At 74.6% G+C, this 11864-nt stretch carries 12 protein-coding genes; 9 read left to right on the top strand and 3 right to left on the bottom strand.

Annotation, left to right across the window (positions count from 1 at the left end):
* Positions 1 to 37 precede the first annotated feature (37 nt).
* Positions 38 to 1096, top strand: a complete 1059-nt coding sequence (locus IEY96_RS22535; protein WP_189196788.1) for an alpha-hydroxy acid oxidase — start codon at positions 38 to 40, stop codon at positions 1094 to 1096.
* A 34-nt stretch (positions 1097 to 1130) separates the two neighbouring features.
* Here IEY96_RS22535 and IEY96_RS22530 read toward each other — a convergent pair whose 3' ends face one another.
* A complete protein-coding gene (locus IEY96_RS22530) occupies positions 1131 to 1889 on the bottom strand; it encodes a class I SAM-dependent methyltransferase (protein ID WP_189196787.1) in 759 nt (252 codons plus the stop codon).
* A 247-nt stretch (positions 1890 to 2136) separates the two neighbouring features.
* Between IEY96_RS22530 and IEY96_RS22525 the strand changes: the two genes are divergently transcribed.
* The 5 genes from IEY96_RS22525 (at position 2137) to IEY96_RS22505 (ending at position 7430) form a co-directional block, all read left to right on the top strand.
* Positions 2137 to 4416 (top strand): FAD-dependent monooxygenase, encoded by a 2280-nt coding sequence (locus IEY96_RS22525; RefSeq protein WP_189196786.1) that lies wholly within the window; start codon positions 2137 to 2139, stop codon positions 4414 to 4416.
* A 23-nt stretch (positions 4417 to 4439) separates the two neighbouring features.
* Positions 4440 to 4733, top strand: a complete 294-nt coding sequence (locus IEY96_RS22520; RefSeq protein WP_229791795.1) for a putative quinol monooxygenase — start codon at positions 4440 to 4442, stop codon at positions 4731 to 4733.
* On the top strand, positions 4730 to 5956 hold the full coding sequence (locus tag IEY96_RS22515) for a cytochrome P450 family protein (protein WP_189196784.1): 1227 nt from the start codon (positions 4730 to 4732) through the stop codon (positions 5954 to 5956). The genes IEY96_RS22520 and IEY96_RS22515 overlap by 4 nt, the downstream gene beginning before the upstream one ends.
* A gap of 39 nt (positions 5957 to 5995) precedes the next feature.
* Entirely contained in the window at positions 5996 to 6661 is a 666-nt protein-coding gene (locus IEY96_RS22510; protein ID WP_189196783.1) for a TcmI family type II polyketide cyclase, read from the top strand.
* A gap of 103 nt (positions 6662 to 6764) precedes the next feature.
* On the top strand, positions 6765 to 7430 hold the full coding sequence (locus IEY96_RS22505) for a DUF2238 domain-containing protein (RefSeq protein ID WP_189196782.1): 666 nt from the start codon (positions 6765 to 6767) through the stop codon (positions 7428 to 7430).
* Positions 7431 to 7439: 9 nt separating this feature from the next.
* Here the strand turns inward: IEY96_RS22505 and IEY96_RS22500 are convergent, their stop codons facing one another.
* Positions 7440 to 7607, bottom strand: a complete 168-nt coding sequence (locus IEY96_RS22500) for a hypothetical protein (RefSeq protein WP_187399457.1) — start codon at positions 7605 to 7607, stop codon at positions 7440 to 7442.
* A 233-nt stretch (positions 7608 to 7840) separates the two neighbouring features.
* On the opposite strand from IEY96_RS22500, the gene IEY96_RS22495 reads away from it, so the two are divergent.
* The gene (locus IEY96_RS22495) at positions 7841 to 8224 is read left to right on the top strand and encodes a DUF1622 domain-containing protein (RefSeq protein ID WP_189196781.1); all 384 of its coding nucleotides are present in this window, start codon (positions 7841 to 7843) and stop codon (positions 8222 to 8224) included.
* Positions 8225 to 8246: 22 nt separating this feature from the next.
* Positions 8247 to 8732, top strand: coding sequence for a macro domain-containing protein (locus tag IEY96_RS22490; RefSeq protein WP_229791794.1), 486 nt, complete (start codon positions 8247 to 8249; stop codon positions 8730 to 8732).
* Between the two features lie 7 nt (positions 8733 to 8739).
* Here IEY96_RS22490 and ygiD read toward each other — a convergent pair whose 3' ends face one another.
* Positions 8740 to 9609: a 4,5-DOPA-extradiol-dioxygenase gene (gene ygiD, locus IEY96_RS22485; RefSeq protein ID WP_189196779.1), complete on the bottom strand. Its 870-nt coding sequence runs from the start codon at positions 9607 to 9609 to the stop codon at positions 8740 to 8742.
* Positions 9610 to 9740: 131 nt separating this feature from the next.
* Between ygiD and IEY96_RS22480 the strand changes: the two genes are divergently transcribed.
* Positions 9741 to 11831, top strand: a complete 2091-nt coding sequence (locus IEY96_RS22480) for a heavy metal translocating P-type ATPase (RefSeq protein ID WP_189196778.1) — start codon at positions 9741 to 9743, stop codon at positions 11829 to 11831.
* The last annotated feature ends 33 nt before the right edge of the window (positions 11832 to 11864 follow it).

The raw sequence follows: 11864 nt of genomic DNA, 5'->3' as shown, positions 1-11864 counted from the left end.
GCGGCCGGTCGCGGCGCCCCCGCCGGGAGGAGAGCGCATGACGTCCCTGCTGACCCTGCACGACTACGCCGCCGAGGCGTCCCGGCGGCTGTCCCCGCCGGTGTGGGACTTCATCGAGGGCGGCCAGGGCGACGAGCGGAGCCTGCGGGCCAACCGGGAGGCGTTCGAACGGGCCACGCTGGTGCCCCGGGTCCTCACCGGAACGGCCGAGCCGGAGACCGGCACGCGCGTCCTCGGCGAGGACTGGGCGGTGCCGTTCGCCATCGCCCCCACCGCGTTCCACGCCATGGTCCACCCGGACGGCGAGCGGGCCACCGCCCGCGGCGCCGCCGCCCTGCCGGTGCCGTACGTGGTGAGCACCATGGCCTCCGTGCCGTTCGCGGACATCGCGGCGGTCGCCGGGGGGCCGCTCTGGTTGCAGCTGTACGCCTTCGCCGACCGGAAGGTCACCCGGCACGTGATCGCGCAGGCCGAGGCGGCCGGCATGAGCGCGCTGATGCTGACCGTGGACGCCCCGCGGCTGGCCCGCCGCCTGCGCGACCTGCGCCGGGACTTCCGGCTGCCGCCGGGCATCCGGGCGGTCAACCTGCCCGACGCCGACCTCGTCTCGCCCGGCGAGCACAGCCGGCGGGCGTTCGCCCCGGCGCTGGACTGGGGCGAGCTGGCCTGGCTGCGCTCGGTGACGGAGCTGCCGGTGCTGCTCAAGGGGGTGGCGGCGGCCGAGGACGCCGCCCTGGCGGTCGCCCACGGTGTCGACGGGATCGTGGTGTCCAACCACGGCGGTCGCCAGTTCAGCGCGGCCCCGGCGACGCTCGACCTGCTGCCGGCGGTCGTCGACCGGGTGGCCGGCGCGGTGCCGGTCCTGCTCGACGGCGGGATCCGCGGCGGCTCGGACGTGCTCGTCGCGCTCGACCGGGGCGCGGACGCCGTGCTGGTCGGCCGCCCGGTGCTGCACGGCTTGGCGGTCGGCGGGGCGGGCGGCGTACGCGGGGTGCTCGACCTGCTGGCCGAGGAGTTGAGCGAGGCGATGCTGATGGCCGGCCGCCCGCGGGTCCGGCCCGCCCCCGCCCGGTCCCGGGTGCCGTCGCCGGCCTGAGCCGACGGCGCGGGGCCGGGCGGGGAGGGGCGGGTCAGCGTACGGCGGCCACGGCGGCGTCGGCGGCCCCGCGCCAGAGCACGCCGACCTCGGCGAAGCCGGCCGTGCGCAGGGCGTCGAGGTGCCAGGCCGCCGGCGGGGTCCACTCGGGGCTGTGCCCGGTCGGGTAGATCTGCTGCCGCTTCTCGACCAGCGGCCCGAGCACCGGGTCGGCGGCGGCCTGCGCCCACCAGTCCGCCCAGGACAGCGCGGCGCCCGCGCGGTGGCGGGCGTGCCGGCCGGCCCGGGCCCGCTCGGCGAGCCGGGTGGTGAGCGTGGGCAGCGCGTCGTCGGGCATGTGGTCGGCGTTGACGAACACCCCGCCCGGCCGCAGCACGTCACGGAGCTCGCGGTAGAGAGCGGCCAGGCGGGGCCCGTCCAGCCAGTGCAGGGCGGTGGCGGTGAGCACCGCGTCGTAGTCGCGGTGGGGGAGCGCCCGCGCCCAGTCGGTCTGGTTGAGGTCGGCGGTGACCACGGTGGCGCGGCCGGCGAGGGACGCCTCGGCGAGGGTGAGCAGGACCGGGTCCAGGTCGAGCACGGTGACCTCGGCGTCGGGCCGGCGGGCGAGCGCCCGCAGGCTGATCGAGCCGGTGCCTCCGGCGAGGTCGAGCAGGCGCGGGGGCCGGTCGCCGGCCACGGCCTCGGCGGCGTCGAGCAGCGCGGCGAAGCGGTGTTCGCGGTCCGGCAGGTACGCCTCCTGCTGCCGGTCCCAGCTCTCCTGCCATGCCCGCGCGTCCAGTCCGTAAGGAGTCATGGCGCTGACGATAGTTACCGGAGGGGTGGCCTGTCGAGGCTTGTTGCCAAGGTTTTGCAATAACGGCGAGCCGCCTCGTAGCGGCGTCCCGTCCCCGGGGCGTCACCGGGCGGGGACGTCGCGGGGGTCGCCGGTGACGGCGGGTTGACGCGACCTCCGGCAGGGTCGCAGCGCGACGACGTGGTGGCCCGGGTGGCACCGGACGCGACAGCCCCACCGTCTCCCGCAGGCCGTCGAAGGGGACCTCATGATCAGGACGATGCTCCGGATGCGCGCGCGTCAGGGCTGCGAGCCCGCCGTGCGGTCCGCGTGGCGCACGGTCGCGGGGCGGATCGGCGGGCTGGCCGGCAATCTCCGGCACGAGCTGCTGCTTGACGCTCTGGACCCGCGCGGGTTCGTCGTCGTGACCGAGTGGGCCGACGAGGCGGCGCTGCGCGCGTACCGGGACGGGCCGGTGGCCGCCCGGCTGGCCGAGCTGGTCCGGCCGCTGACCGAGCCGGAAGGCCCGGCCGACTACCCGGTGCTGCGGGAGAACGGTACGGGCGACTCGACGGTCTACGTGGACGTGGAGCTCACCGTGCCGGCGCCCCGGCTCGCCGAGTTCCACCGGGGCTACCCCGAGGTCAGGGCGCGGATGGCCGGGATACCCGGGTACCGGCGCGAGCAGTTGCTGCGCGAACCCGGGTCGGACGTGCACCACATCTTCGCCGAGTGGAACAGCGCCGCGGAGTTCCTCCGCTGGATCGCCGACCCGGCCCACGCCTCCGCGCAGGCCGGGCCGATCGCGCCGTTCCTTCTCGACATCCGGCGCCGCCTGTTCCACGTCGTGCCCGACGAGGACGGCAGGCGACAACCCACCACGGGCAGGGAGGCCGACGTGCACAGGGAAACGGACGTACTCGTCGTCGGGGCGGGGCCCACCGGGCTGACCGTCGCCGTCGAGCTGGCCCGGCGCGGCATCGGGTGCCGGGTGATCGACAAGCTGGCCACCCCGGCCGGGCAGGCCGACAAGGCGATCGGCGTGCACTGCCGCACCATGGAGATCTGGGAGGAGCAGGGCGTCGTCCGGGAAGCCATGGACGCCGGCATCTGGCTGACCGGCAACATGGTCTTCGTCAACGGGGTGGAGACCCACCGGATGAGCTGGGAGTTGCCCGGCCTGCCGTACGCGCACCTCGGCCTGCCCCAGTACGAGACCGAGCGCATCCTCACCGCCCGGCTGGCCACCCTCGGGGTACGCCCGCAGCGCGGCGCCGAGCTGGTCGACTTCACCCAGGACGACGACGGCGTGACGGCCACGGTCAGCACGGCCGACGGCGGCACCGAGACGGTCCGCGCGCAGTACCTGGTCGGCTGCGACGGCGCGCACAGCCGGGTCCGGGAACTGCTGGGGCTGACCTTCACCGGCGGGCTGGGCCGGTTCCCGCAGCTGTTCATGCTCGGCGACGTCGACGTGGACTGGGACATGCCCGACGGTCACCTGCTGCGGTTCCTGCACGAGACCGACGGCCGGATGGACGGCATGCTGGTCTGCGTCCCGCTGCGCGGCGAGCGCCGGTACCGGGTCGCCACCCTGGCCCCGCCCCGGTTCTTCGCGCAGACCGGCGGGCAGGACGCCCCGCCCGGGTTCAGCGCGGAGCTGGGCGCGCCGGCCCTGGCCGACGTCCAGGCCGCCCTCGACCACCTCGCTCCGCCCGGCACCCGCGCGTCGAACCTGCGCTGGTCGTCGGTGTTCCGGATCAGTCACGGCATCGTGGACCGCTACCGCGAGGGCCGGGTTTTCGTGGTCGGCGACGCGGCCCACCTGCACCCGCCGGCCGGCGGCCAGGGCATGAACACCGGGATCCAGGACGCCTGGAACCTGGCCTGGAAGCTGGGCCTGGCGGTCCGCGGGCTCGCCGCGCCCGGCCTGCTGGACAGCTACGAGACCGAGCGGCGGCCGGAGGGCGAGGAGATCGTCGGCCGCGCCGTGCGGATGGCGTTCACCGACGAGCTGGACCGCGAGGACCTGAAGCGGCAGTTCCTCCAGGAGATGTCGATGCTGCTCAGCTACGCGAGCAGCCCGCTGGTCGGCGAGTGCCTGTCCGATCCGGACGCGCTGCGCGAGGCCCCCCGCCCCGGCGACCGGGCCCCCGACGTGGACGGGCTGCTCCGGCGCGGCGTCGGCCACCCGCTGCGGCTGCGGGACCTGACCCGCGGCACCCGGCACACGCTGCTGCTCTACGCCGACGCGTCGGCCGACGAGGCGGTGCTGCGCGGGATCGCCGACCTCTGCGCCGACGTACGGCGGCAGACGGCCGGGGAGGTCGACGCGTACCTGCTGCTCAGCCCGGACGCCGGCGAGCCGCGGCTGCTCGACCCGCCGGTGCTGTGCGACGCCGACGGCCGGTTCCGCGCCACGTACGGGCTGACCGGGACCGGGCTGTACCTGATCCGCCCGGACGGGCACGTCGGCTTCCGCAGCCAGCCGGTCGACCCCGACGCGCTCCGCAAGCACCTGCACCTGGTGTTCGGGGGTGCCCGGTGACCCGGGTGCGCACCGTCCTCGCGATGCGGACCCGCGAGGGCTGCGAGGAGCGCTTCGAGGCCGAGTGGCGCACCGCGGCCGAGGAGATCCGCACCCTGGACGGCTGCCTGCACCAGGACCTGGTCCGCGACGCCGACGACCCGCGCAGCTACCTGATCATCAGCGACTGGGCGGACCGCGAGCGGCTGGACGCCTTCGGCCGCAGCGAGCACCGGGACCGGCTCCTGCGCATGATTCGCGAGCTGCGCGAGTCCGCGCAGCGGCACACCTACCAGGTGCTGCACAGCGTGGGCGGCGCCCCCGAGGAGGACCGATGACCGAGGACGCCGTGCCGGCGGGCGAGCTCTACACCGACGGGTTCGCCGCCGACCCCTATCCGACCTTCGCCCGGCTGCGCACCGACCGTCCGGTGTGCCCGGTCAGCTCCCCGCGCTTCGACTCCTGGCTGATCACCCGCTTCGACGACGCCCGGGCGGCGCTGACCGACCCGCGGCTGTCCAAGGACCTCTACGGTCCCGAGCAGCACTACCTGCGGATCTTCGGCCCGAACTCGGAGGGCCTGAACCGCAACATGCTCAACTCGGACCCGCCGGAGCACACCCGGCTGCGCCGGGTGGTGTCCCAGGCGTTCGCGCCCCGGCGGATCGAGGCGCTGCGGCCGCGGGTGGCGCAGATCGTCGACCAGCTGATCGACAAGATGCTCCCGCAGGGCCAGGCCGAGCTGATGCACGACTTCGCCATCCCGCTGCCCATGACGGTCATCTGCGAGCTGCTCGGGGTGCCGCCGGCCGACCACGACCGGGTGCTGGACTGGACCCAGGTGATCCGCACCTCCGGCTCGACCCGCCGGCCGCCGCAGGAGGAGCGGGCGGCCGTGCAGGAGGCCCAGCTGCGGCTGCACCACTACTTCGCGAACCTGGTACGCGCCAAGCGCGACGACCCGGCCGACGACATCATCGGGGCGCTCATCGACGCGGTTGACCGCGACGGGACGCTCTCCGAGGCGGAGCTGGTCACCACCACGTTCCTGCTGGTGTTCGCCGGGCACCAGACCACCGCGGACTTCCTCGGCAACGCGGTGCTGGCCCTGCTCACCCACCCCGAGCAGTTGGAGCTGCTGCGCGCCACGCCCCAACTGCTGCCCGCGGCGATCGAGGAGCTGCTCCGGTTCGACGGCCCGTTGCCGGTGGCCAGCCCGCGGATCGCCACCGAGGACGTCGAGTACGAGGGGGTGTGCATCCCGCGCGGCTCGATCGTCGGCGTGGCGATCAACGCGGCGAACCACGACCCCGCCCACTTCGCCGACCCGGACCGGCTGGACCTGCGCCGGGTCCGCGGCCCGCACCTCGGCTTCGGGCACGGCGTGCACTACTGCCTCGGCGTCTCGCTGGCCCGGATGGAGGCGCAGATCGCGCTCTCCGCGCTGCTGCGCCGGCTGCCCGGCCTGCGGCTCGGGGTACCCCTCGCCGAGGTCCGGCGGCTGCCGGCCGCGTCGCCGTTCCGCGGCCTGCTGGAACTGCCGATCACCTTCGCCGCCTGAGCCTGAAGCCCGCCCACTCGAATCCACCAAGGAGCAGCCATGGTCTTCCGGAACGTGATCGTCTGCCACATGGTTCCCGGCAGCGACAAGATCGTCGGAGACGTCTTCGGCCACTACGACCGGGCCACCCGGCCGCAGGACCTCGGCGTCATCGGGCGCATCCTGCTGTCCCACCACGACCTCTACATCCACGTCATCGAGCGCGAGCAGGACCCGCGGATCTCGGGCCAGACCCGGGGGCTGCCCGCGTTCCAGAAGATCGCCGAGGCCATCGGCCCGTACGTGACGCCGTACCCGAGGTACTGGAAGAACCCGTCCGACTCGGTGGCCAAGGAGTTCTACCACTGGGCGCCGGAGGGGGAGCCGCCCGCGGACACCACGCTGACCGTGATCGTCGGGCGGATCAAGCCCGGCGCCGAACCGGACGTGGCCCGGGTCTTCGCCGAGTCCGACGCGGGCTCGCTCCCGAGGGAGCTGGGCGTCACGGGGCGCTGGCTCTACTCGATCGACGACGTCTACGTCCACCTGCTCGAACAGGAGACCTCGGCCGCCGAGGCGACCCGGAACAACCACGACGAGAAGCCGGTCTTCGCGAAGGTGATGCAGGACCTCGCCCCCTACGTCAGCCCGTACCGGCCGGAGGAGTGGCACGGCCCGCAGGACTCGGTGGCCACGGTGTTCTACCGCTGGCAGGCCGAGGACTGAGCCGCGCGGCGGGGGCGTCGGAGGGCGCCCCCGCCGCCCGCTATCGTCAGCCTCTCCGGACGGCGCCGGGCCGCACCGGGTGAGACGCGGACAGGCGGTCGCGGTGTCCCGAGCACGCAGATTCGTCCCACCGGCGCTGCTGTTCCTGGTCCTCGCCGCCCTGGTGGCCTCCGGCATCCGGCCGTACGACCGGCTGACCTGGCTGCTGGAGACCGTCTGGGTGCTCGTCGGCGTCCCGCTGGTGCTGCTCACCTGGCGCCGGTTCCCGCTGACCACGCTGCTTTGCTGCCTGCTCGCCGCGCACGCGCTGATCCTCGTGGTGGGCGGCCACTACAGCTACGCGCGCACGCCGGTCGGCGACTGGGCGCGGGAGGTGTTCCACCTGTCCCGCAATCCGTACGACCGGCTGGGCCACTTCGCCCAGGGCTTCGTGCCGGCGATCCTGGTCCGCGAGATCCTGGTCCGCCGGTCGCCGCTGCGCGGCAGCCGCTGGCTCGCCCCGCTGGTGGTCTGCGCCTGCCTGGCGTTCAGCGCCCTGTTCGAGATGATCGAGTGGTGGGCGGCGCTGGCCGGCGGGTCGGCGGCCGACGACTTCCTCGCCACCCAGGGCGACGTCTGGGACACCCAGTGGGACATGTTCCTGGCGCTGGTCGGCGCGACCACCTCGCTGGCGCTGCTCAGCCGCCTGCACGACCGCCAGTTGCCGGCGCCCGCGCCGGCCGCCGCCGAGGTCCCGGCGGCCCGGACCGGCGGGTCGCCGGAAGCCTGAGCGCGAGGCTCACTCGTCGCCGACGGTCTCCGTCTCGCCGTCGTGCTGGAACCGGGCGGGCAGGTGCTCGTCGGGCTGCGGCGCCTGCGCCAGGTTGTGGTGGGGATCCCCGTCCGCGGAGTACAGCACGTCGTCGGTCTTCTTGCTCTTCTCCTGGTCCTCTTCCGGCTGCGTCACGTCCGCTCCTCGCCAGGTGCCGTCGGTGACCACCCGCCGGTGGCGGGACGGTCCGGTCCGATTTCCACCCTAGGCGCGGCGGCGGGCCGGGGTAGGCGAATGCCGGCGAGGCCCGCCGTCCGGGCGGGCTCGGGCGAAAGCCACCCGCCCCCAGCGGCGATGCGACAGGGTGGTGCTGCGGACGGCCCGCGCGTTGCCGTCGCGGGGTGCCGCCGGCGGTACGGGGGTGTCGGGTGCCGACGAAGGAGATCATCCAGCACATCGGCACGTTGCTGGACCTGGCCGGGGTGCTGGTCATCGCGGTCGGCGTCGCGGTCGCCACGGTCGTCTTCGGGCTGCGCTGGTGGCGCACCCGGCAGGTCGTCGACCACTACCGGGCGTACCGCCAGGGGGTCGGCCGGGCCATCCTGCTCGGCCTGGAGTTCCTGGTCGGCGGGGACATCATCCGGACCGTGGCGGTGTCGCCCACCTTCACCAGCGTCGGGGTGCTGGCGCTGATCGTGCTGGTCCGGACGTTCCTCAGCTTCTCGCTGGAGGTGGAGCTGGATGGCCGCTGGCCGTGGCAGGGCAAGGAGCCGGTCGGCGGCTCCAGCGTGGGGGCCCGACCGGAGCGCTGAGGTGTCGTACCGGCCGGGCAGGATGGTGGCCGTGACACCGCTCCGGATCATCAAGGGCGACGCGACCAGCCCGCAGGCCAAGGGCCGCAAGGTGATCGCGCACGTCTGCAACGACCTGGGCGGTTGGGGCAAGGGCTTCGTGCTGGCGGTCTCCCGCCGCTGGCCGGAGCCGGAGCGCGACTACCGGGAGTGGCACCGGCACCGGGCCGGCAACGACTTCGGGCTCGGCGCCACCCGCCTGGTGCGGGTCGCGCCGGACGTGTGGGTGGCCAACATGGTCGGCCAGCGCGGGATGCGGCGGGGCAGCGCCGGGCCGCCGATCCGCTACGACGCGGTCGAGCGATGCCTGTCCGCCCTGGCCGATCGGGTCGACGAGCTGGGCGCGTCGGTGCACATGCCCCGCATCGGCTGTGGACTGGCCGGTGGCACCTGGGACCGGATCGAGCCGCTGGTGGTCCGCGCCCTCTGCGCCCGGGACATCCCGGTCACCGTCTACGACCGGGACTGAACCGGGGTCAGATGTTGGCGGAGTCCGCCGGCACCCCGCCCGGCAGCGACGGTGCGCCGCCGGGCGGCTGCTCGCCCCGGCAGCGCAGCCCGAGGGTGTACGCGGTCATCGACAGCGACCCGTACGCGTACCCGTCGACCAGCACGTCGGGGCGGTCCCCGGCGGCGCCGGCCAGCCCGGCCAGGTAGAGCAGCGGGATGAAGTGGTCCGGGGTCGGCACGGCGAGGTCGAAGTCCCGGTGCCCGTCCAGCCGGGCCGCCTCGGTCGGCGCGTCCTGGACCGTCTCCCGGGCGGCGTCGTCGAAGCGGCGCGCCCAGTCGAAGCCCTCGTCGGCCAGCCGCGGGTCGACCCCGCCCAGGTTGTGCACCACGTTGCCGCTGGCGATTACCAGCACGCCGCGCTCGCGCAGCGGGGCGAGCCGGGCGCCCAGGTCGAGGTGGTAGTCGAACGGCTTGAACGCGTTGATGCTCAGCTGCACCACCGGGATGTCGGCGTCGGGGAACGCGTGGGTCAGCACCGACCAGGTGCCGTGGTCGATGCCCCAGGAGTCCAGGTCGGCGCCGACCCAGGTGGGGTGCACCACGTCGCTGACCTCCTCGGCCAGCTCCGGGAGCCCGGGCGCCGGGTAGCGCACGTCGAAGAGTTGCCGCGGGAAGCCGTAGAAGTCGTGGATGGTGCGCGGGCGGGGCATGGCGGTGACCGCGGTGGCGCCGATGTACCAGTGGGCGGAGACCACCAGGATGGCCCGGGGCCGGGGCACCGACCGGCCGAACTCCCGCCAGGCGGCGGTGTAGCGGTTGACCTCCAGCGCGTTCATCGGGTTGCCGTGCCCGAAGAACGCCGCCGGCAGCACCGTCTGGGTGTTCTGCTCGTCCATCTCGCTCCCCGGGCCGGCCGTGCCCCGAGGCTAACCCGGAGGCCCCTCGCGTGTCCGGCCACCGGCCGGGTGGGCCGGCGAGTTGGCATATACCCCCTAGGGGTATATGGTGGCGGCGGAGGTGGAGTTCGATGGAACACGAACACGGGCACCACGGCGCGGGCCACGACCAGCACGCGGGGCACGACCAAAACGCGGGCCACGACCGGCACGCCGGGCACGACAAGCACGCCGGGCACGACCCCGAGCAGTTTCGCCGCAAGTTCTGGCTCAGCCTGGCGTTGACCGTGCCGATCGTGCTGACCAGCCACATGGTCATGGACTGGCTCGGCTACTCGCTGGACTTCCCGGGCGTCCGCTGGGTCGGCCCGGTCCTGGGCACGGTCGTCTTCTGGTACGGCGGCTGGCCGTTCCTGGTCGGCGGCGTCCGCGAGGTGCGCGACCGGGCGCCCGGCATGATGCTGCTCATCTCGATGGCGATAACCGTCGCCTACGCGGCCTCGGTGGCCACCAGCCTCGGCCTGTTCGACCTGGACTTCTGGTGGGAGCTGGCCGCCCTGGTGACGATCATGCTGCTCGGTCACTGGCAGGAGATGAAGGCGATCGGGCAGGCGCAGGGCGCCCTGGCGGCGCTCGCCGCGCTGCTGCCCGACGACGCCGAACGCCTCGACGAGTCCGGTGCCGTGCACCGGGTGCCGGTGGTCGACCTGCGGGTCGATGACCTGGTGCTGGTGCGCTCCGGCGGCCGGGTGCCCGCCGACGGCCGGATCGTCGACGGCGCCGCGGAACTGGACGAGTCGATGATCACGGGGGAGTCGCGGCCGGTGCCGCGCGCCGTCGGGGACCGGGTGGTCGCCGGCACGGTGGCCACCGACTCGGCTCTGCGGGTACGCGTCGACGCCGTGGGCGAGGACACCGCGCTCGCGGGCATCGGCCGCCTCGTCGCCCAGGCGCAGGCGTCCGGCGGACGCGCCCAGGTGCTCGCCGACCGGTTCGCGGCGCTGCTGTTCTACGTGGCGGCCCTCGCCGGCCTGGCCACGTTCGTGGCCTGGCTGGTGCTCGGCAACACCGACCAGGCCGTGATCCGGACCGTGACGGTGCTGGTGATCGCCTGCCCGCACGCCCTCGGGCTGGCCATCCCGCTCGTCGTGGCGCTCTCCACGGCGCTCTCCGCCCGCGCCGGCATCCTGGTGAAGGACCGGCTGGCCCTGGAGCGGATGCGCACCGTCGACGCGGTGCTGTTCGACAAGACCGGCACCCTCACCAAGGGGCGGCACACCCTCACCGGGGTGGCCGCCACGGGCGGGCTGGACTCCGACGGCGCGCTGCGCCTCGCCGGCGCGGTCGAGGCGGACAGCGAGCACCCGCTCGCCCGGGCGCTGGTCACCGCCGCCCAGGACCGGGGCCTGCGGGCGGCGGCCCGGGACTTCCGCTCGCTGACCGGCCGGGGCGTACGCGCCACGGTGGACGGCGCCGACTGGGCGGTGGGCGGCCCGGCTCTGCTGCGTGAGTTGGGCGCCGACGTCCCCGCCGAGCTGGCCCGGGCGGCCGAGGGCTGGTCCCGGCGGGGCGCCGGGGTGCTGCACCTGGTCCGGCTTCCCGAAGGCGGCCACCCGGAGGTGGTCGGCGCGTTCGCCCTGGAGGACGAGGTCCGTCCGGAGGCGCGCGCGGCCATCGCCGAACTGCGCGAGCAGGGGGTGAAGAAGATCGTCATGATCACCGGGGACGCCCGGCCGGTGGCCGAGGCGGTCGCCGCCGACCTGGGCTTCCGCCCCGGCGTGGACGAGGTCTTCGCCGAGGTCCTCCCGGCCGACAAGGACAAGGCCGTCACCGAACTCCAGTCCCGCGGGCTGACCGTGGCGATGGTCGGCGACGGGGTCAACGACGCCCCGGCCCTCGCCCGCGCCGACGTGGGCGTGGCCATCGGCGCCGGCACCGACGTGGCGATCGAGTCCGCCGGGGTGGTGCTGGCCAGCTCCGATCCGCGCGGGGTCACCGGCGTGATCCGGCTGTCCCGGGCGTCGTACCGGAAGATGCGGCAGAACCTGGCCTGGGCGGCCGGCTACAACGTGGTGGCCATCCCGCTCGCGGCCGGCGTGCTGGCCTGGGCGGGGGTCGCGCTCAGTCCGGCGGTGGCCGCGGTGCTGATGTCCGCCTCCACCATCGTGGTGGCGCTCAACGCCCAGCTGCTCCGCCGGGTCCAGCTCGCCCCGGCAGACTGACGCGCCGCAGCTACGACCGGCCCGGCCCCTCGC

The organism is Micromonospora fulviviridis, assembly GCF_014648395.1.
Classification (GTDB): domain Bacteria; phylum Actinomycetota; class Actinomycetes; order Mycobacteriales; family Micromonosporaceae; genus Micromonospora; species Micromonospora fulviviridis.
This window is presented reverse-complemented; position numbering and strand designations above follow the sequence as displayed.

Coding starts and splice junctions, on each gene's coding strand:
- IEY96_RS22535 (WP_189196788.1), top strand. CDS start 38: ATGACGTCCCTGCTGACCCTGCACGACTACGCCGCCGAGGCGTCCCGG.
- IEY96_RS22530 (WP_189196787.1), bottom strand. CDS start 1,889: ATGACTCCTTACGGACTGGACGCGCGGGCATGGCAGGAGAGCTGGGAC.
- IEY96_RS22525 (WP_189196786.1), top strand. CDS start 2,137: ATGATCAGGACGATGCTCCGGATGCGCGCGCGTCAGGGCTGCGAGCCC.
- IEY96_RS22520 (WP_229791795.1), top strand. CDS start 4,440: ATGCGGACCCGCGAGGGCTGCGAGGAGCGCTTCGAGGCCGAGTGGCGC.
- IEY96_RS22515 (WP_189196784.1), top strand. CDS start 4,730: ATGACCGAGGACGCCGTGCCGGCGGGCGAGCTCTACACCGACGGGTTC.
- IEY96_RS22510 (WP_189196783.1), top strand. CDS start 5,996: ATGGTCTTCCGGAACGTGATCGTCTGCCACATGGTTCCCGGCAGCGAC.
- IEY96_RS22490 (WP_229791794.1), top strand. CDS start 8,247: ATGGTGGCCGTGACACCGCTCCGGATCATCAAGGGCGACGCGACCAGC.
- ygiD (WP_189196779.1), bottom strand. CDS start 9,609: ATGGACGAGCAGAACACCCAGACGGTGCTGCCGGCGGCGTTCTTCGGG.
- IEY96_RS22480 (WP_189196778.1), top strand. CDS start 9,741: ATGGAACACGAACACGGGCACCACGGCGCGGGCCACGACCAGCACGCG.